General features: G+C 55.9%; 20 protein-coding genes, 3 pseudogenes and 1 other annotated feature. Of the genes and pseudogenes, 13 read left to right on the top strand and 10 right to left on the bottom strand.

The window, feature by feature from the left end:
• The first annotated feature begins 101 nt into the window (after positions 1-101).
• Together VDP81_RS14830 and VDP81_RS14825 are read left to right on the top strand one after the other, a co-directional pair.
• Positions 102-1,079 carry a helix-turn-helix domain-containing protein gene (locus tag VDP81_RS14830; protein WP_323012719.1) on the top strand — a complete coding sequence of 326 codons (978 nt, stop codon included), beginning with the start codon at positions 102-104 and terminating at the stop codon, positions 1,077-1,079.
• A gap of 108 nt (positions 1,080-1,187) precedes the next feature.
• Positions 1,188-2,216: a DUF1254 domain-containing protein gene (locus VDP81_RS14825; RefSeq protein ID WP_323012718.1), complete on the top strand. Its 1,029-nt coding sequence runs from the start codon at positions 1,188-1,190 to the stop codon at positions 2,214-2,216.
• Here the strand turns inward: VDP81_RS14825 and istB (VDP81_RS14820) are convergent.
• Positions 2,167-2,907: an IS21-like element helper ATPase IstB gene (gene istB / locus VDP81_RS14820; RefSeq protein ID WP_323011742.1), complete on the bottom strand. Its 741-nt coding sequence runs from the start codon at positions 2,905-2,907 to the stop codon at positions 2,167-2,169. The genes VDP81_RS14825 and istB (VDP81_RS14820) overlap by 50 nt on opposite strands.
• On the bottom strand, positions 2,894-4,414 hold the full coding sequence (gene istA, locus VDP81_RS14815; RefSeq protein WP_323012395.1) for an IS21 family transposase: 1,521 nt from the start codon (positions 4,412-4,414) through the stop codon (positions 2,894-2,896). The genes istB (VDP81_RS14820) and istA (VDP81_RS14815) overlap by 14 nt, the downstream gene beginning before the upstream one ends.
• Before the next feature lie 74 nt (positions 4,415-4,488).
• Between istA (VDP81_RS14815) and VDP81_RS14810 the strand changes: the two genes are divergently transcribed.
• From VDP81_RS14810 to VDP81_RS14800, 3 genes are all read left to right on the top strand, one after another.
• Complete coding sequence (locus VDP81_RS14810; protein WP_323012717.1) at positions 4,489-5,142, top strand: DUF1214 domain-containing protein; 654 nt, start codon at positions 4,489-4,491, stop codon at positions 5,140-5,142.
• Positions 5,143-5,233: 91 nt separating this feature from the next.
• Complete coding sequence (locus VDP81_RS14805; RefSeq protein ID WP_323012716.1) at positions 5,234-6,844, top strand: DUF1254 domain-containing protein; 1,611 nt, start codon at positions 5,234-5,236, stop codon at positions 6,842-6,844.
• Positions 6,845-6,862: 18 nt separating this feature from the next.
• Entirely contained in the window at positions 6,863-7,249 is a 387-nt protein-coding gene (locus tag VDP81_RS14800) for a hypothetical protein (protein WP_323012775.1), read from the top strand.
• Here the strand turns inward: VDP81_RS14800 and VDP81_RS14795 are convergent.
• From VDP81_RS14795 to VDP81_RS14780, 4 genes and pseudogenes are all read right to left on the bottom strand, one after another.
• Positions 7,142-7,537: pseudogene (locus VDP81_RS14795) on the bottom strand (reverse transcriptase domain-containing protein); the annotation flags it as partial. The gene VDP81_RS14800 and the pseudogene VDP81_RS14795 overlap by 108 nt on opposite strands.
• A gap of 110 nt (positions 7,538-7,647) precedes the next feature.
• Positions 7,648-8,388: an IS21-like element helper ATPase IstB gene (gene istB, locus VDP81_RS14790; RefSeq protein ID WP_323011742.1), complete on the bottom strand. Its 741-nt coding sequence runs from the start codon at positions 8,386-8,388 to the stop codon at positions 7,648-7,650.
• A complete protein-coding gene (istA, locus tag VDP81_RS14785) occupies positions 8,375-9,895 on the bottom strand; it encodes an IS21 family transposase (RefSeq protein WP_323012395.1) in 1,521 nt (506 codons plus the stop codon). The genes istB (VDP81_RS14790) and istA (VDP81_RS14785) overlap by 14 nt, the downstream gene beginning before the upstream one ends.
• A gap of 118 nt (positions 9,896-10,013) precedes the next feature.
• Positions 10,014-10,682, bottom strand: a complete 669-nt coding sequence (locus VDP81_RS14780) for a hypothetical protein (protein ID WP_323012715.1) — start codon at positions 10,680-10,682, stop codon at positions 10,014-10,016.
• 389 nt (positions 10,683-11,071) lie between these two features.
• On the opposite strand from VDP81_RS14780, the gene tnpA reads away from it, so the two are divergent.
• The 7 genes from tnpA (at position 11,072) to VDP81_RS14745 (ending at position 15,298) form a co-directional block, all read left to right on the top strand.
• The gene (gene tnpA, locus VDP81_RS14775; protein ID WP_323012714.1) at positions 11,072-11,440 is read left to right on the top strand and encodes an IS66 family insertion sequence element accessory protein TnpA; all 369 of its coding nucleotides are present in this window, start codon (positions 11,072-11,074) and stop codon (positions 11,438-11,440) included.
• A complete protein-coding gene (tnpB, locus tag VDP81_RS14770; protein WP_323012713.1) occupies positions 11,440-11,796 on the top strand; it encodes an IS66 family insertion sequence element accessory protein TnpB in 357 nt (118 codons plus the stop codon). The genes tnpA and tnpB overlap by 1 nt, the downstream gene beginning before the upstream one ends.
• Before the next feature lie 206 nt (positions 11,797-12,002).
• Positions 12,003-13,529, top strand: coding sequence for an IS66 family transposase (gene tnpC / locus VDP81_RS14765; RefSeq protein WP_416233273.1), 1,527 nt, complete (start codon positions 12,003-12,005; stop codon positions 13,527-13,529).
• 27 nt (positions 13,530-13,556) lie between these two features.
• Complete coding sequence (locus tag VDP81_RS14760) at positions 13,557-13,712, top strand: DUF1214 domain-containing protein (protein WP_323012773.1); 156 nt, start codon at positions 13,557-13,559, stop codon at positions 13,710-13,712.
• Positions 13,713-13,797: 85 nt separating this feature from the next.
• On the top strand, positions 13,798-14,049 hold the full coding sequence (locus tag VDP81_RS14755) for a hypothetical protein (RefSeq protein ID WP_323012711.1): 252 nt from the start codon (positions 13,798-13,800) through the stop codon (positions 14,047-14,049).
• A 175-nt stretch (positions 14,050-14,224) separates the two neighbouring features.
• Entirely contained in the window at positions 14,225-14,431 is a 207-nt protein-coding gene (locus tag VDP81_RS14750; protein WP_323012710.1) for a hypothetical protein, read from the top strand.
• A gap of 15 nt (positions 14,432-14,446) precedes the next feature.
• Positions 14,447-15,298: a hypothetical protein gene (locus tag VDP81_RS14745; protein ID WP_323012709.1), complete on the top strand. Its 852-nt coding sequence runs from the start codon at positions 14,447-14,449 to the stop codon at positions 15,296-15,298.
• A 253-nt stretch (positions 15,299-15,551) separates the two neighbouring features.
• Here the strand turns inward: VDP81_RS14745 and VDP81_RS14740 are convergent.
• A pseudogene (locus tag VDP81_RS14740) lies at positions 15,552-16,731 on the bottom strand (IS3 family transposase).
• Positions 16,337-16,453, bottom strand: a sequence feature (AL1L pseudoknot). It overlaps the preceding pseudogene by 117 nt.
• Positions 16,732-17,043: 312 nt before the next feature.
• Positions 17,044-17,313: pseudogene (locus tag VDP81_RS14735) on the bottom strand (transposase domain-containing protein); the annotation flags it as partial.
• Positions 17,314-17,369: 56 nt separating this feature from the next.
• Here VDP81_RS14735 and VDP81_RS14730 point away from each other — a divergent pair.
• Entirely contained in the window at positions 17,370-17,675 is a 306-nt protein-coding gene (locus VDP81_RS14730) for a transposase (protein WP_323012708.1), read from the top strand.
• Positions 17,676-17,799: 124 nt separating this feature from the next.
• Here VDP81_RS14730 and VDP81_RS14725 read toward each other — a convergent pair whose 3' ends face one another.
• On the bottom strand, positions 17,800-19,062 hold the full coding sequence (locus VDP81_RS14725) for a HipA domain-containing protein (protein ID WP_323012707.1): 1,263 nt from the start codon (positions 19,060-19,062) through the stop codon (positions 17,800-17,802).
• Complete coding sequence (locus VDP81_RS14720; protein WP_323012706.1) at positions 19,052-19,384, bottom strand: helix-turn-helix domain-containing protein; 333 nt, start codon at positions 19,382-19,384, stop codon at positions 19,052-19,054. The genes VDP81_RS14725 and VDP81_RS14720 overlap by 11 nt, the downstream gene beginning before the upstream one ends.
• Between the last annotated feature and the right edge of the window lie 207 nt (positions 19,385-19,591).

Here is a 19,591-nt window from a genome sequence, read left to right as displayed (position 1 = left end):
TGAAAGCGTACAAGAATCCTGCGTAAGCAAATTCCCTCTTGCCTCTCTGAGGCATAAACAGTAGCATCAATTTTAGGAACCACATATTGAGAGAGTGAGAAATGACCACTCACGCTTTGGAACGCTCTTCTGAGAATCAATGGTCTCATATATCTCTCTCTAACTTAGAGTCCCTGAGCGACGCGGTTTATGGCGCGGGTTTAGACATCGTGCAAATGTCTCGCGCACCAATCTCTGGCAGCCTTGGGTTCATGGCGCACGATGATGTTCGTTGCTCAACGGGCCTCATCGGGGCAAAAGTTGCGCTAAGCGGCCCACTGTCAGAAGATCAAATAACCTTGGGCGTCGGCATCACTATGCCCTCTGGAACACGGCACTGGCTCCATGAGGCAGCTTCTGGCGATATAGGCGTGTTTATGCCCAACGACGAACATGATTCACTTTACATGCCAAACTCGCTATATGCCGTGATCACATTAAGTGAGGATCGACTGGAGGAAATCGCAGCCGAACACGACATAGTCTTAACCGCGCGTAGCCTAGGCGGCACCGGTTTTTTCGGACGCCAACTTCCAGAAAAGAAGCTATTAAAACTTCGGCGTCTCTTTCAAGATGTCCATACCTCGGCAGACTCAGATATTCAAAAGAGAATTGACCCGATAAAATACCTCACCACCACGCTTGTTACTCATCTTGGTCGACCGCCTCGCACGATCGCTGGCATTAGAAACCCGCAGGGCCACACCAGAGTTTTCCAAAAAGCCCGCGCCTTTATTCATGAAAACCTTGACAGCGCATTGACGGTAGAAATGATTGCGCATGCCGCAGCAACCTCGACACGCACACTACATCGTGCGTTCATACTCCTACTTGGTGAAACCCCTTATGCGTATGTCCAGAAATTACGCCTTCATCGGATCCGTCATGAGTTGATCTCTAATGCAGAGCTCACGTCAACACTAGCCAGCATAACGAACCGCTGGGGGCTTAGCGAGTTAGGCCGCTCTTCGGGGTGGTATCGAGATCTCTTCGGTGAACTACCATCTGAAACGCGAAAGAAACTACGATCAATCGACTAGTTTTCAATGCTTTGAAATATACAAATGGCAGAAAGTGCATAGCCTGGCAAGCTAGGAGCAAGATACTATGGTTAAGTCCAATGTAACAAAAACTTAACTGGGGAAGGTATGAAGCTCACACTAGCACTTCGAGGTACATATATATTAGCCTTAGCTGCTCTACTTACATCGACGGTTTTTGCAGAACCCATTGCCATGGCAGATTCGAAGTTGTATGGCACCGAAAAAATACAAACACCAATCGGAATAATAAATCTGATTGATACCTATTTTGACAATGACGCTTCAAAACGCCTGTTTGACGAAATGGACTACCAGCGCGCTGCGCAGGCTTATATCTGGAGCATGCCGCTGGTAAGTTCAGCCATCTGGCGCGACAGGCAAAACAAGGCATTTGGTGTTAAAAACCCCACCGACTTCGTCGTGTTGGATACGGTAAAGCAGAAAAGCGGCATACTTACGCCCAATCTGACCACGCCCTATATTTTCAACTTCAGTACTCTGAAGAGCGGCCCGATACAAATTGATTATCCAGCAGGTGAAACCGCTGGTGGCGTGCTTGATTTTTGGCAGCGCCCGGTCGTTGATCTTGGTCTTACGGGCCCAGACAAGGGCAAAGGCGCTACCTATATCGTGGTCGGCCCGGAAGATGACCCATCCAAATACAAAAAAGATGGCGTTTACGTTGTGCAAAGTGCGACCAACAACATTCTTGTTGCACTACGCCTACTTAGCCAGGATGCAGATTATTACGGAAAATTTACTTCTGAATACCGCATGGGTAGTGTCGGTAAGGAACTTAAGCCTAGTCACTTCATTAAGAATAAAGACGTAAAGTGGCTGGCAACGCCACCACGTGATATCGAATACTGGCAAACACTTTCGGACATCATCCAAGATGAACCGGTCCGCGAGATCGACAAAGGCTGGATGGCTATGGTTGCCCCACTTGGTATTGTGAAAGGCAAATCATTCCAACCCGATGACCGCCTAAAAAAGATACTTCTTAACGGCATGAAGATGGGTGTGTCAATGGCCATTTATTTTGACCCACTTTTGGCCAATAAAATTGACCCACCCCTAAGCCCTATTCGGGCATTTTTTGTCTTAAACGGTAGCTCTCTCCTCCCAGCATGAATACGTTGGAATGATGGATGATGCGGTCGATGATGGGGATGGCCACGTTATCGTGATGGAAGAACGCCCCCCAGTCAGCGAACCCCTTGTTAGTAGTCAAGATAATCGACCGGTACTCATACAGGGTATTGACCAACTGGAACAGGTTGAAACGGGCCTGCGGTGTCATGGGTAGGTAGCCCAGCTCGTCGATTACCAGCAGGTCGAATTTGGCCAACTGATTGATGCGTTTTTTCAGTTCCCCCTTCATCTCGGCCAACTCCAAGTCCTCGACCAAATCCAAGGCAGTGCGAAACAACACCTTGTAGCCACTGGCCACGGCCTTGTGGCCAATGCCAATGGCCAGGTGGGTCTTGCCAACGCCGGGAGGGCCAATGAATATGATGTTCTCTCGATTGTCAATGAAGCTGAAATCCAGCAATGTGTTGACTTGGCGCTTGCTGATCGTCGTCTGGTGACGGTAATCAAACCCCTCCAGGTATTTGCCGGTAGGCAGTCCCGATGCACGGCGGTGCCGTTCAATACGTGTGCTTGCACGCTCGGCCAGTTCGTGCTCGGCTAGCAGGTGGGCAAAGTCCAGGTAGGATAGTTCTCCCGCCTCGGCCCGGGCGACCAGATCCACTAGGTTGTGGCCAATCGCATTCAGGCGCAGGGCACGATACTGGGTGCGGGCTATCTCAAGCGCACTCATGGTCCACCTCCTGGCCACCCGGTTGGCCAACCTGGGCGTAGACGGTCAGATCCAGCGGCTCAGCCCCATCCGCTCTGGACTCCCACAATGCGCCAGTGCGCCCACGGGCATGTGCCGATGCACTGGCTTGCAGATAACGCTCCAGCTGTGTGGCCGTCATACTTGGCCGACGAGCTAGTGCGGCAATCAGCCCGGCGTCTGTCTTCGCGTATACGCGAAGCATCTTGCAGACAGCCACCAACTGGTCTTTATAGATCCGTGGCGATGTATGCTTCAGGGTCGCGCACAGGGCCTGAGCATCCGGCGATGGAATCAGGGTGGCAATCTCCTGCTCCAAGTCAGTGATGCGTTGTGCATGGTCGCGGTAATGGTGATTGTTCTTGGCGATTTGTCCGCGCCCGACGCATAGGGTATGGGTGGCGATCACAGAACCAGATTCCAGGTCTGTAATAACTAGGCCACCATCTTGCTCGACCACGCCCACATAGGCCCGCTGCCAGGCCAGCGGGACAGAATATTTGTTGGACTGCCACGAGATCAGCCCCGTCTTGTCTGCCCGGCGGCGCTGCCAGACAGCCGACTGGGTGGTCAAGTCAAATGATGGGTTGTAAGGGCGCAAATGCTTGCGCTCTTCCTTCTCAAAAAGTTCACGCGGAATCTGTCCTGTGGTGCCATGCAGCCGGGCATTGGCTACGTCCTCCAACCATTGGGCGAGGTGTTCGCGCAGCGCCTGCTCGCTGGCAAACTCCTCGCCATATAGGCAGTCCGTCTTGACGTACTTGACGCCTGCCTCGACCTTGCCCTTGCTCTCGGGGTCATAGCCCTCGCAGGCATGGATACGAAACCGGGCATGGGTGGCGTATTCATAGAAACGCGCGTTGACAGTCAGTTCGCGGTAGCGCTCGTCGATAACCACCAGCTTGGTCTGATCATAGATGCACTCCTCTGGTACCCCGCCAAAGTAGCGCATCGCTTGGTCATGCAGTTCGATGAAGGCTGCTGTATCGAGCGCCTTGAACGCCAGCCCCACATACAGCAGCCGTGAATACGACAGGACAAACACTACAAAGTGCACCGTGCGTGCCTGGCCGCCAATCAGCACCTCGCGCAGTTCACCCGGGTCCACCTGGCACTGCACGCCAGGCACCGTCTGTAAAACCGGCTCGTAATAGCGCAGTTGCCCGCAGGCGACCTGTTGCTTCAGGTCCTGTACATAACGCCGGATGCTGCGATCTGATACAGCCAAATCGCCAACCTTCGCGCGCAGGCGTCGGGCAAGCTTCACTGCCGTGAGCTTCGGATAACGCTTCAGTTCAATGGCCAGGTAATCCCGGTAGGTATCGAGCGATTTGCTGCGTGACTGATAGGCTTGCTTGTCACTGATCTGCGTCTCGTCCATCTGCAGGTACTTACGCACCGTGTTGCGCGAGATCCCCAGCTCGGCGCTGATGGCCCGTATCGACATCCCGTGACCCTGATCGTACATCCCTTTTATCTTGTGAATCACAACCCACTCCTTCATCTGTGCGCTCCTTCCTACCTGCCATTGCGGGGTCGGAACGCTATACGGTTTGTGGCCTCATGGCCACCCGGGAGGTGGGTCAAAATTATTGGCCATTAGTGGGTCATTTTATTTGGCCATTAACAGGTGAGCTGATGGCGCGTAACCTTCAGATCAATCCCCGCTATACAGAGCCTTACTGGCCAGGTACTTCCTGGTATGACAGCGTCGACTTTGTGATTTCTCAAGAAACCGCCAATATCCAGCAGATTGACGAGCGTATCACGTGGTTCTATGAGGCTGTAGCGACCAGTAAAGGCATGGTCAACCCACAACCGGGCGAAGGTCAGGTCTATATGACCACCAAGCGTGATAGCGACGGTAATATGTTGCGCGCCGACCGGACCTATAAGTTACACGTTCCGGCCAAAGTGCCTGTGGGCCAGTTCTGGTCACTGACGCTTTATAGCGAGAACACCCGCACCACCTATGACAACGGTGGCACGCAGCAGCCTCGTGACGCAAGCATCGACAGTCGTATGAAAGATCTGAAACGTAACCAGGACGGTAGTATTGACATTTTCATCGGCCCCGAAGCTCAAGCGGGTCAGGAAGCGAACCACCTAAAAACGGTTGCTGGCGACGGCTGGTTTGTCTATTTCCGTCTTTATGCACCGGAGCAGCCTTTCTTCGACAAGTCGTTCAAGCTCGCTGATTTTGAATTAGTCAAGTAAAGCAGCTAAGAGGGCGCACCCACTGTGGCTGCGCCCCTACCGATTTCAAATCACAACAATACTTAATACAGCCGTCAAGAAAGGCACTTATATGAGCTCTCGAAAACTCCTACTATCATCTTTGAGTGCGCTAGCCGTCTCGCTCGGATCCATCAGCACAGCGAATGCCAATCAAGCGCACTATAATGCGCTTGCAAATCTTCCCTTCGAGCACAATCGTCCCACAGCTGAAACGGCAAAGACTCTAATGGATACGCTCGCGTTTCAGCAGGCGACACAGGCCTATATTTGGGCGCTGCCGCTGATTAACACGCTAGGCATGAAGTATGGTTCAGAAGCAACATTTGGCGCTGGCTATAGCGTACTTCCAATCTGGAAGCAGCGACTAGACCCCAAGACATTGGTGACGACGCCGAACTCCGATGTGCTTTACGCCATGAGCTATGTCGACATGAGTGAAACCGGTCCCATCGTTCTGGATGCGCCACCTAACCTTCAGGGTATTTTGCTTGATTTCTGGCAGCGCCCTATACCCGTTGACGGTGGCAAGTACCTTGGCGACATCGGCTTACCAGGCCCCGATCAGGGCAAAGGCGGTAAGTTCCTGGTGCTGCCTCCCGATTACAAGGGTGATATACCCGATGGGTACTACGTCTATCGTTCCAGCACCTACAACATTTTTGTTTTCCTGCGCGGATTCTATGAAGACCCGAATAACCTTAAGCCAGCTGTCGAGCATCTCGAAAAGACCAAGATCTACCCGCTGAATCTGGCAGAGGCCGAGCGCAAGCCAATGACGTTCCCGGATGCTTCCGGTGTTCCCGTGAACATGCTGCCGCGTTCAAGTGTAGAGGCCTTTGAACAGCTAAAATGGCTAGTCGATAAGGAAGGCGAGCATCTGGCTGGTCCAGACGGTCTGGGTATTCTTGCCAACGTCGGGCTGATTGCCGGGGTCTCTTTCAAGCCGGATGCGGAAAAGCGCGCCATGCTTGATGCGGCTGCGAAAACTGGCTACAAGACAAGCCGGGTTATAGGTCTGGATATCCGCGGCATCGGCTCTGATCGCCATCTTGCCGTTTGGCCTGATCGTCAGTGGATCAACCCATTCAACAACATCATATTCGCTGACACCAAGTCGCCGCTTGATTTCAGCTTTCGCAGTAAGACACATGGTTTCACGGCCATAGAGGCGCGCGCCTGGTACTTCACGAACTATTACTCCTTTAGCCCCGGAATGTTGTCGCAAATACCAGGGAAAGGGGCTGCCTACCAGATTACTTTTGAGGATGGAGACGGGGCGTCGCTACTTGGTAGCACTTCCTATAAACTCACCTTGCCGCCTAATGTCCCAGCCAAGATGTTCTGGTCGGTGACACTCTACGAGGCTGAGAACGCATCGGGTCTGGCAACAGACGCGCGTCGCTTCCCATCGCTAGGTTCACGTGACAAACCTGTTCAAAACGCCGATGGGTCGACTGATCTGGTCGCGGTAGGGACACCGGTTACCCGATGCCCCCCGCACAGATCCGTACGTGCAGAATTACCGCATACGGCTCCTGCCTTGGGTTGTGACGTCAAAACGAACCGAGGGATAGGGATGCTTCGGAACTTGCCGCGGGTACAGCAGGTAACGGCGAGCGATCGTTTTCAGCCTCTCCCACGTCATTCGATGCCGCTGACTTCGGCGCCTGAGCGCATGTAGCCAGTGACGACAAACTTCTTGGTAGAACTGATCCAGTCGCTTTTCATTACCGGGCACATTGAAGTAAGCAAAGTAGCCGCGCACCACTTGCCCAAGCCATTTACCCATCACGGGGACGGGCTCATGGCGACGGCGCAGCAATGTCTGGCCTACTGCTTTCAGCGTGGCACGCATTCGCTTCTTGACAGTGAGGCGTTTGACCTCGAAGAAGCCCTTCTTGTTCTTACCACAGATGTGAGTAAAACCAAGAAAGTCAAACGTCTTGGGTTTGCCTTCACCGTGCTTGAGACAGTCTTCGGCGGCGTACCGCCCAAACCGTATCAATCGGGTTTTGGCAACATTCAGTTCCAGTCCGAACTGACCAAGGCGTTTTGCGAGTGCCTTCAGGAACTGCCGGGCTTCTGACTCGTAAGCGAAACCCATCACGCTGTCGTCCGCGTAGCGCACAACGATGACTTCACCCTTGGCAATCCGCCTGCGCCATTGTGCAACCCAGAGGTCATACACATAGTGCAGGTAAATGTTTGCCAATACGGGTGATATGACAGCCCCTTGGGGGCATCCGCGTTCAGATGGAATGCGGCGACCCTCTTCAAATACACCTGCCACAAGCCATTTGCGAATCAGTCTCAAAAGACGACGGTCCGCAATCCGATGCTCAAGGAAACGCATCATCCATTCATGATCAATCATGTCGAAGAATGCACGGATATCCGCATCCAGCACCCACCTTATCTGACGTGTGTCAATGGCCATTTATTTTGACCCACTTTTGGCCAATAAAATTGACCCACCCCTAAGCCCTATTCGGGCATTTTTTGTCTTAAACGGTAGCTCTCTCCTCCCAGCATGAATACGTTGGAATGATGGATGATGCGGTCGATGATGGGGATGGCCACGTTATCGTGATGGAAGAACGCCCCCCAGTCAGCGAACCCCTTGTTAGTAGTCAAGATAATCGACCGGTACTCATACAGGGTATTGACCAACTGGAACAGGTTGAAACGGGCCTGCGGTGTCATGGGTAGGTAGCCCAGCTCGTCGATTACCAGCAGGTCGAATTTGGCCAACTGATTGATGCGTTTTTTCAGTTCCCCCTTCATCTCGGCCAACTCCAAGTCCTCGACCAAATCCAAGGCAGTGCGAAACAACACCTTGTAGCCACTGGCCACGGCCTTGTGGCCAATGCCAATGGCCAGGTGGGTCTTGCCAACGCCGGGAGGGCCAATGAATATGATGTTCTCTCGATTGTCAATGAAGCTGAAATCCAGCAATGTGTTGACTTGGCGCTTGCTGATCGTCGTCTGGTGACGGTAATCAAACCCCTCCAGGTATTTGCCGGTAGGCAGTCCCGATGCACGGCGGTGCCGTTCAATACGTGTGCTTGCACGCTCGGCCAGTTCGTGCTCGGCTAGCAGGTGGGCAAAGTCCAGGTAGGATAGTTCTCCCGCCTCGGCCCGGGCGACCAGATCCACTAGGTTGTGGCCAATCGCATTCAGGCGCAGGGCACGATACTGGGTGCGGGCTATCTCAAGCGCACTCATGGTCCACCTCCTGGCCACCCGGTTGGCCAACCTGGGCGTAGACGGTCAGATCCAGCGGCTCAGCCCCATCCGCTCTGGACTCCCACAATGCGCCAGTGCGCCCACGGGCATGTGCCGATGCACTGGCTTGCAGATAACGCTCCAGCTGTGTGGCCGTCATACTTGGCCGACGAGCTAGTGCGGCAATCAGCCCGGCGTCTGTCTTCGCGTATACGCGAAGCATCTTGCAGACAGCCACCAACTGGTCTTTATAGATCCGTGGCGATGTATGCTTCAGGGTCGCGCACAGGGCCTGAGCATCCGGCGATGGAATCAGGGTGGCAATCTCCTGCTCCAAGTCAGTGATGCGTTGTGCATGGTCGCGGTAATGGTGATTGTTCTTGGCGATTTGTCCGCGCCCGACGCATAGGGTATGGGTGGCGATCACAGAACCAGATTCCAGGTCTGTAATAACTAGGCCACCATCTTGCTCGACCACGCCCACATAGGCCCGCTGCCAGGCCAGCGGGACAGAATATTTGTTGGACTGCCACGAGATCAGCCCCGTCTTGTCTGCCCGGCGGCGCTGCCAGACAGCCGACTGGGTGGTCAAGTCAAATGATGGGTTGTAAGGGCGCAAATGCTTGCGCTCTTCCTTCTCAAAAAGTTCACGCGGAATCTGTCCTGTGGTGCCATGCAGCCGGGCATTGGCTACGTCCTCCAACCATTGGGCGAGGTGTTCGCGCAGCGCCTGCTCGCTGGCAAACTCCTCGCCATATAGGCAGTCCGTCTTGACGTACTTGACGCCTGCCTCGACCTTGCCCTTGCTCTCGGGGTCATAGCCCTCGCAGGCATGGATACGAAACCGGGCATGGGTGGCGTATTCATAGAAACGCGCGTTGACAGTCAGTTCGCGGTAGCGCTCGTCGATAACCACCAGCTTGGTCTGATCATAGATGCACTCCTCTGGTACCCCGCCAAAGTAGCGCATCGCTTGGTCATGCAGTTCGATGAAGGCTGCTGTATCGAGCGCCTTGAACGCCAGCCCCACATACAGCAGCCGTGAATACGACAGGACAAACACTACAAAGTGCACCGTGCGTGCCTGGCCGCCAATCAGCACCTCGCGCAGTTCACCCGGGTCCACCTGGCACTGCACGCCAGGCACCGTCTGTAAAACCGGCTCGTAATAGCGCAGTTGCCCGCAGGCGACCTGTTGCTTCAGGTCCTGTACATAACGCCGGATGCTGCGATCTGATACAGCCAAATCGCCAACCTTCGCGCGCAGGCGTCGGGCAAGCTTCACTGCCGTGAGCTTCGGATAACGCTTCAGTTCAATGGCCAGGTAATCCCGGTAGGTATCGAGCGATTTGCTGCGTGACTGATAGGCTTGCTTGTCACTGATCTGCGTCTCGTCCATCTGCAGGTACTTACGCACCGTGTTGCGCGAGATCCCCAGCTCGGCGCTGATGGCCCGTATCGACATCCCGTGACCCTGATCGTACATCCCTTTTATCTTGTGAATCACAACCCACTCCTTCATCTGTGCGCTCCTTCCTACCTGCCATTGCGGGGTCGGAACGCTATACGGTTTGTGGCCTCATGGCCACCCGGGAGGTGGGTCAAAATTATTGGCCATTAGTGGGTCATTTTATTTGGCCATTAACACGTGTCTGTAGTCCAACCGTCAGTGCATCCAAGGCGTCGTGCTGGCCCTTGCCTTGCCTGAATCCATAAGAGAACCCCAGAAAGTCCTGCTCGTAAATTGCATTCAGCAGCTGAGTTACCGCATGCTGAACCAGCCGATCTTCCAGAGCTGCGATCCCAAGCGGTCGTTGACTACCATCCGCTTTGGGAATGTAAACTCGCCGGGAAGCTGTTGCCCGATACCGTCCAGCATGAATTTCATCGTGCAGTTCGGGTAGTCGAGTGGACAGCCCCCGCTCATACTCTGCCCACGTCATCCGATCAATACCTGTCGCGGCATTCCTGTTGAGGGCATAGAAGCTCTCGTACAGTCGTTCCTCGGTCAGGTGATGCATCAGTGACGTGAACCGGACACGCTTATCCCTGCGTGCCGCTTGACGTATGCCCTCCAGAGACATCGACGCACTTACCCGGCTCTGAGTCCGGCGTGCGGGTTCCTGGCTGACATTTCCCTTGGCTACTCCCCTTTTCTCCACCGCCTCCGCAGGTTTCCCTTTGTTCGGCAGCTTCTTCGATACTACGGGAGTATCCGACTTCTCACCAACGTAGACGGCAGGATTACGGTTTATGACCTTGCCTGCCCCGTCCGGGGCCACATGATCGGACATTGATGAGACCTCCCAGTTTCCGTGTGAGTGACTTCCCAGCGTGCTCAGGGTCTGCGACCGCGCGGGACGTGAGCATGGCTTGCACTTGTCGTCATGTTCACTGTGGCCTTCCGCTTCGCTTAACAGCGTCGGCGTCCCGGATTTATGATTTCGCGGCTCGATGGCTGGCCCGCAGGTTTCCCCTGTCAACACTTCACCGACCACCTCGCGATGGGCGGCGCATGACTCGGGGTTAGGATGATGTGCCATTCTTTCCTATATCGGACTTTCACCGACTATCAACTCACCAGCTTTGACTGGCGTACTAAACGCTCCATTTTTCCCATGATTGTTCGCGCCCGCTCTGTGGGGCATCGTATCGGTTCTGCAAGCAAACAGGAGAACCGAGGATGTCGACGAGTCGAGGACCAGGGCAGGCCTGGTGGGAAATGCACCTTGACGCGATAGCGCGCGAGGGCATTGGCGCCACGGCCTACGCGCAGCGTGAGGGGTTGCCGGTCTCAAGCCTGTATTATTGGCGCCGGCGCCTCAAAGCCCTGGAGCGGAAGGCTCAGGTGCCCGTCAAGGCGGTGGCTGCGCCGGTTGCGCGCCAGTTTGTGCCGGTCAGCGTGGGTCCGCTCGCCGCTGTCGATCACCCTGTCGCGGCGGATCGCCATGTACTGGTGCTGGGCGCTGGCCTGCGTCTGGAGCTGTCCGGCTTGCCCAGCCCGCAGTGGCTGGCGCAGGTGCGTCAGGCGCTGACTGAGCAGGTGCATTGATGCACCCGGGAGTGGCGATTGGGCAGGTCTACTTGTGCTGCGTGCCGGTGGACTTTCGCAAGCAGATCGACGGGCTGGCCGCGCTGGTGCAAAGCGAGCTGGAACTGGATGTCTTCGGCGATACGTTATTCGTGTTCGTGAATCGCCAGCGCAACCGCATCAAGATTCTGTATTGGCATCGCAACGGCTTTTGCCTTTGGCAGAAGCGGCTGGAGAAAGAGCGCTTTGCCTGGCCCGCGCCAGGCGCGCAAGCGACCGTGACACTCACCCCCAAAGAGTTGGAGTGGCTGTTGGAAGGGTTTGATTTATGGACGAATTATCCTCATAAAACACTGAAATATCAGTCAGTTATGTGATAATTCTGGTATAATTATGCATGTCTGATCGCCCTGCAGCCACCCCATCCTTCCCCCCTGAGCTCAGCCCCGAAATCGGCGCTGTGCCGACCTCGGTTGAAGCCTTCCAGGCGGCATTGAAAGCCGAGCGCGAAAAGACGCTGGCCGAGTTACGGGCCACGCTGCAGGCGCAGAACGAAACCCACCTTCACGCCTTGCGTTCGGCGATGCAATCCGAGTTCGAGAGGAAACTGCAAGAAGGGATTGCCGCCGGCGTCGCCACAGGGGTCGCCGAGGCGGTGCAACGCATCCTTGAGCAATGGCGCTTGGCCCGGCATCAGGTGTTCGGCCCCAGTAGCGAGTCGCACCAGGGCGAGCTGTTTAACGAAGTGGAAGCCTTGGCCGAGCAGGCCGCTGATCTCGAAGACGCACACGAGGGCGCGCCCGCGCACAACACGCCTCGCCCCAAGCGCGGTCATCGCCGCGCTTTGCCGCCCGAGCTGCCCCGCGTCGAGTTCCTGGTCGATGTCCCCGAAGCAGAACGCCAATGCGCCTGCGGCACCCCCATGGTGCGTATCGGCGAAGACGTGAGTGAACAGCTGGACATCGTGCCGATGCAAATCCGCGTGATCCGCACGGTGCGCCCGCGCTACGCCTGCCCCAAGGGCGATCAGGCACCGGTACAGCAGCCGGCACCGGCGCAGGTCCTGCCGCGCAGCAACTTCAGCGCCGGGTTCCTGGCGATGATGGCGGTGGTGAAGTATGTCGACGGCCTGCCTCTGGCGCGCTTCGAGAAGGTGATGGCCCGCCACCAGGTGGACGTCCCACGCCAGAGCATGACGCGGGCCATGATCAGGCTCGCCCAGGCCTTGCAGCCGCTGCACAATCTGGCCCGCGACACCTTGCTGGATGCGCCCGTCATCCACATGGATGAAACCACGGTTCAAGTGTTGAAAGAACCAGGGCGAAGTCCGACCTCTAAAAGTTATATGTGGGTGCAGCGCGGCGGGCCGCCGGGGCGCACGGTGGTGTTGTTTGATTACGAGGCGAGCCGTTCGGGGCAGATACCGGTACGCCTGCTCGAAGGCTGGCAGGGTTACCTGATGACCGACGGGTACGAAGGCTACGCGCCGGTGGCGCGCCTGCCCGGTGTGGAGCACCTGGCGTGCGCAGCCCATGCTCGGCGCAAGTTCGTCGAAGCCAAACGGGTCAGCCCCAAAGGCAAGAGTGCCCGCGCAGACCACGCGCTGGATCTGTTCGCCCGGCTGTATCGTATCGAGGCCAAGCTGAAAACAGCGAGCGATGCGCAGCGCTTCGAGGCGCGCCAGACCCACAGCCTGCCGATCCTGCAAAAGCTGCGTGCATGGTTGGATGAAACCCTGCCGGGGGTCACGCCCAGGAGCAAGCTGGGCGAAGCGTTGGGATATCTGCACAAGGTCTGGCCGCGCCTGATCCGCTATACCGAGTGCGGCGATTTGCCCATCGATAACAACCCCGCAGAAAACGCCATCAGGCCGTTTGTGATTGGCAGAAAAGCGTGGATTTTTGCGGATACCCCGGCGGGTGCACACGCCAGCGCGGTACTGTATTCGCTGCTGGAAACGGCCAAGGCCAACGGGCGCGAGCCCTATGCGTGGCTGCGCTTTGTGCTGGAACACCTGCCGATGGCCCAAACAGTGGACGAAATCGAGGCGCTGTTGCCGTGGAATACTCATGACCAAGATTTAGCCATGAATCTCGCCGCCTGGGAATAATGGGGGAGATGCACCGCTTACACTGATCTGTATATCGGCCCGAAAGCGCCAGCAGGCAAAGAAGCTAACTGGCTGGCCACCGCGCCGGAACGAGGGTTCTTTGCAATTCTGCGATTGTATGGCCCAGAAGAAGCGGCCATCAATTACAGCTGGAAGCCAGGCGACCTAGAAAAGATTCGCTAATACGCTCAAAAGGTTGCGCCGCATTAATTTTCCTGCTCATAGGCGACGCAGCCTCGCTACCCTGTCTGCTAAGCAGGGATATCACATGATTATGAATCTACGCCCATTGTATGTTGCGGCGATTACAGCGCTAACCCTGTTGTCGCTACCCGCAACCGCCCAGGTCAGCAAGGCTGAACTAGAAACCATTTCAATGTCGGATCGCGTCAACACAGCCATCGACGAATTGAGATTTTTCGACGGTGTTCCCTCTGATACAACCATCGACAAGCTCTATGGCACCCAGACGCGTTCGTTATTGCAGACCAGCCAAACATTCCCGACTGTAGGTAGCTAGGACAAGGGCCTGGAAAAGAATGCTGATGGTTCTTATGACGTTTACTTCGAAACCTATGGCGCCGCAGGGCAAAGAAGGCAATTGGCTGGAGTGAAGTGGCCCCGGCAAGCCTGTCGGCATCAACCTTCATATTGGTCAGCGCCCCATTGCCGCGTTTGGCAGCTCTGACGGTGATGTGCAAATGTTGCAATGGGCGACGGCAGGCAAAAGGGCGCGATTGGGTGCAATCGTTCATCATACTGATGCTGAACGTGAATATGCCTACGACCGCAAGTCTTCATTTGGGCGACTTGATAAGGCGCTTGATGAGGCGTCGGCCAATCCCTGGCTCATCATTGATATGAAGAAGGACTGGAAAACTGTCTTTCCTTCTACAAAATAAATCTCAAGGAACAAGATGGCAATTCATAACGTCAGGCGCTTACGGGTCAGTTTGCACTGCACCAAGATATCAGTCATGTGTAGTACTGCACTTGCTTTTTTTGCGTCGAACCCAGCGTATACCGCTGATCTTCCCTCCACTGTTGTCCCGTCCAGTAGCCACACGTCAGCATCCGATTGGAAGTTTCAGTTAGGTCTTTACGGCTGGGCCACAGCATTAAATGGCGATGTTGGGGTACGCAATCTGCCCAACGCATCAATCAACGTGCCATTTTCAAAAGTACTACGCAATCTCGACGGAGCACTAATGGGGTCACTGATTGCTAATAATGGTAAGTGGTTGGTTCTGGGAGACGTGGTAGCCGCCAAACTTTCCCATTCGCGAGCATTTAATACGGCTTATGGAAGTTCTGTCGGTGCCGACCTTAACCAGACTGTTGTAACAGGCGCACTAGGGTACATACTGCCAACCAGTCGTGTTGATACTGACTTCGCTATTACAGGTGGGCTACGCTACACGAGCGTCAAAAGCTCTATGCAATTTGACTCATCGAAGCCTCTGCCTTCAGTGCCGACAAGCCAGCGAAAATCGTGGATTGATCCTACTATCGGTGTCTTTGCACAGCGGTCTATTAACGAAAAGCTTTATGTGAACGCCATTGTCGATATCGGAGGCTTTGGTGTTGGCTCGAAGCTGTCAAGTTCCGGTTATCTGGGCCTTGGTTACCTGTGGACCAATAGTTTCTCAACATCTATAGGGTATCGCTATTTGTATGAGAACTATAAAAGCAGCGGATCAGGCAAAGATGCATTCCGGTACAAGACAACCATACATGGTCCAACGATAGCGGCAATGTGGCGCTTTTGATCTACCTCTAGCGTATACTTCAGCATGTTATGTTTCATGCAATCGAGAATTCTGATACGCAAGAAGAGAGAACAGCGACGTTCCGCACGCCAAAACGGATACAGAGAAAGGGCAACTGCACCGCTTGCTGCAATGCTAGGCATAAAGCCAAAAACGCTCAAATGAGCGCCTACTTTTGCTTTATGCGAAGGATTGCATGGAAACCCGCTTTAGCCGGTTATGAATCCCCCCGGGTTTCGCGGAGGCTGTTTAGTTAAAGTAAAACAGGCTCTGCAGCCTGGACTGCGTGTTGTTGATAGTACCTCTGCTCGGCTTCTGCTGGCGGGATGTCGCCAATTCAACGGCTGCCTTGGTTTTCCAGGGGCCACGCTTGTGGATCACCTCAGCCTTGTACAGGCCATTGATAGTCTCCGCCAGTGCATTGTCATAGGCATCGCCTGTAGCACCCACCGAAGGACTGATCCCTGCCTCACCCAGCCGCTCTGAATACCTGATCGAGACGTACTGCGAACCGCGATCCGAATGGTGAATGAGACCGCTGGCCGGATCTGGTCGGCGGTCATAGATCGCTTGCTCCAGGGCATCGAGCACGAAGTCTGTGGTCATCCGCGAACTGGTGCGCCAGCCGACGATACGTTTGGCATAGGCATCAATCACAAAAGCTACATACAGCCACCCCTGCCAGGTGGACACATAGGTGAAGTCGGCTACCCAGAGACGGTTGGGGCGATCGGCATGGAAGGCCCGCAGCACCAGATCGCGTGGACAGGGCTTGGCGGGATCGGGAATCGTTGTGCGTATCCGTTTGCCACGGCGCACGCCCTCAATGCCCAGACGGCCCATGAGTCGCTCCACGGTGCAGCGGGCAATGGGCAGGTTCTCCCGATGCATCTGTCGCCAAACCTTGCGCGCACCATAGACCTGGAAGTTCTGATCCCAGACCCGTCGTATGTCAACCATCTGCTGTTCGTCCTGTTTGGCCCGGTTGCTGCACAGCGCCGGGTTGCGGCACCGGGCGGCATGAAGCCTGTAGGCTGATGGGGCGACCTGCAACACCTTACAGATCGGCTCGACCCCGTACAGCTCCCGATGCTGATCGATATAAGCGTTTATTTCTTCAGTTCGCGGTCGAGCGCCGCCTGGGCGAAAAAAGCACTGGCCGTCTTCAGTATCTCGTTGGCTCGGCGCAGTTCCTTGACCTCGCGCTCCAAGGCCTTGACGCGCTCTCGTTCCTCGCTAGTGACCCCAGGGCGAGTGCCGTTGTCAGTCTCGGTGCGTTTGACCCAGGTAAGCAGCGTTGATTGATTGCAGCCGATCTTGGGCGCAATTGAGCCTACCGCTGCCCACAGGGATGGATATTCGTCGCGGTGCTCTTGCACCAGCCGCACGGCGCGTTCGCGCACTTCAGGGGAAAAAGATGATTGATTTGCCATAGATCCATTCTCTCAAAGTTCGGAGCCTCCTCAAAACCCGGGGGGATTCACTGCGCGAGCGTCATCGCTTATATCGTCAGGCACAAGCAAACCACCCTGCTCGTTGGTCTGGCTGCACCAGGAACTGGGAGCCAGTTGGCGACGTCTGGCTCAATCCAGAGAAAGAGGCCGAACTGATTTATCCTGAAAGAGATTTAGAGGCCGCATGATTCATGTTCCAACTACCTTGACAGACTCCGACATCAAGGGGTTCACATGGAATCACAGTAAGGTTCCGACCAGGGCCGTCTTGACGGTTTATTCTGATGTTGCCTACGACTCAAGCGTGACGTTCCAGGGCAATAACTCGTCCACCCGATTCACTGGGTGATCGGCGATCACGGTCAAGACATGGGTCAGGTACGCTTGCGGATTAACACCGTTTAACTTGGCAGTGCCCAGCAAACTGTACATGGTCGCGGCGCGTTCGCCGCCAGCGTCTGAGCCCAGAAATAGGTAATTCTTTCTGCCCAAGGCCACACCGCGTAGCGCCCGCTCGGCCGTGTTGTTATCGATCTCGATACGGCCATCGCCCAGGTAGTGAAGAGGCCCCAAGAATTCGGACGGAGGCGTAAGCTCTGATCATTGAGGATAAGACAATGAGTCAGAAACGCAAACAGTACAGCGCTGAGTTCAAGGCGAAGGTGGCCATGCAGGCGCTGCGTGAAGAGCTGACAGTGGCGCAGCTCGCCCAGAAGTACGGCATCCATCCTACGATGATCAGCTACTGGAAGAAACAACTCGCCGAACACGCCGCCGAGATTTTCGCGCACGGCACACAGCACGACGACACGGCACAGACCATCGCTGAACTTTACCGTCAAATCGGACAGCTGAAGGTGGAGAACGATTTTTTGGCCAGCAGGCCCGGCATCATTCCCTTTGCATCAGTGCCTTCGACCTGAGCGCTTGCCAAGTCTGTGAATCCCTTGTAATCGTCAGCGGGGCTATTCAAGGTACCTCCACTTCACGAAGGGTCGGGTTCGAATTACGCAGTGGACCTGCCTGGGCGCCAGTCGGCTTTGCGGCTCACGCATCGGGACGCCTTTCGGAGAAGAAGCACTCAGGCAAGATGGCCGGCGCGATGTAGTTGATGTCTTCGACCAACACACCACAGGCGTGGAAGCCGTCGCGCCAATGCCGGACAACATCGACGAGTCGATCGATCTCCCCGCGCGCCTCTTCCGCCGACAAGCCGAAACGCCCCGCCTGCGACAAGAGGTTGTAGATGCTGGCCGTGCGACCGTAGTCGCCGACGGTCAAGGCCAGGTCGCGCCTCTCCAAGCTAACCACAGGTGCGGGCACGAGGTCATATGCTGGAGAAAGCCGCCATCCCTTCTGCCTGCGCAGTAGAGCGTGGTTGCGCGGATGATCATCGTTGTTGGTCACTGCGGCGTTGAAGACCATCCGCCTGAATAGTTCGGCGCAGTCGGCTTCCGGCTTGTCGGACCAGCGGCGCAAGTTGTCGGCCATCAGCGGGTAGGACCAACGCTCCCGGTCCAGGTGGCTATCGCCGCAGTCGAGCACGGTTAGGCCACTGACTAGACCGAAGCGCAGGTAGCCCTTGTCGGTGTAATCGCGATCGAAGCGCTGCAACATCAGCACATCGCTCTCGCCGACGGACTGGAGCCGCGCCTGTGTGACGTTCAGGCCGCATCTCCGGGCCAGGTCGAGCGTCGCGAACTCGACGCGCTGCAGATTGAAGCGGTCGTCTCTGGCTGGAAACTTGCCGAGCCAGAGACTTTGCGCATCCTCAATCGTGGCCTTCGGCCGCGCACCACCCATGCTGGTGCCAAGATCGAGCTGTTCGAGCAGATGGGCAGCCACCGGGCGCCCATCTTCGATCGCCTGTGCGGCCGCAATCAGCTCGGCCAGGTGATGCGTGCGGTTGTACTGGCGCTTGGGCGCGGGCGGTTCTGCCTTGAGCCCAAAGCTCAGGTACCCTGCCCCGTCTTGCGGTCCATGTAGCAGATAGTCAATTTCCTGGAGGTCGGCGGCGCTGCGCTCGAGCTTGTGCTCGATCACGCGACGTCCCCAGGCATCGGGGCCGGCGTCTCGAACTGCACCGGGGATGCCCTTGAGCTGGGTGAACTCGAAGACTTCCTTGGCAAGAGGCAAGTGAAACGGATCGAGTGCGACCGCCTCCTGGCGCCGAAGGTAGCGGTCGCCGTAGCGAAACCGCCCTATCTGCGTGCCGTCGGGCAGCGTCTGCACCCTGAGCAGCGCTGCCGGCACCGTTTCCATGGTGCCAGGCAGCTGGATATATACATAGGCCTCGCGCTCAGAAGTCATAGTCGTCGCTTGTCTTCCGAGCCTTGCCCGCCCGCGTCGGGCGGCGCGACGCTTCGAGCGCCTTGCCGTGGAGGTCGCTGTCGGGATCCGCAACAGCGTCCAGAGACTTGTCCAAGCCGAGCGCCCACAGCACCGTGAAGCTCACACCGACCGCCGTACCCGGCTTACCGAGTTCCAGCGCCGTGAGGGTATTTCGGTTGATGCCCGCCTTGCTGGCGAGATCGGCAACCGACCAGCCGCGCCGAATGCGCGCGACACGGATGCGCTGTCCCAGCCGGGCGACCCGGTCGGCAACTTCCAAAGGCATCACGAATTTGCTCATGAAATTAGGCATTACCATATTGAACGCCTGCTATATTAGGCCCGTTCAGCTACAAACACAAGGTAGCCTTGGCAAAATAAATCGCCAAACTAGGCAAAATCGTACATAATGCCTTGTATTTTAGGCATTTGGCCTTGGCATTTTGGGCTGGCCGTCGCTACATAACAGGAGTGACCGAATACGTCCTCCTTGGAAGAACACTGAAGA

The sequence above is a fragment of the Castellaniella sp. genome, assembly GCF_034675845.1.
Taxonomy (GTDB): Bacteria; Pseudomonadota; Gammaproteobacteria; order Burkholderiales; family Burkholderiaceae_B; genus Castellaniella.
Note: the sequence above shows the minus strand (reverse complement) of the source record. Positions and strands in the feature narration are given on the sequence as shown.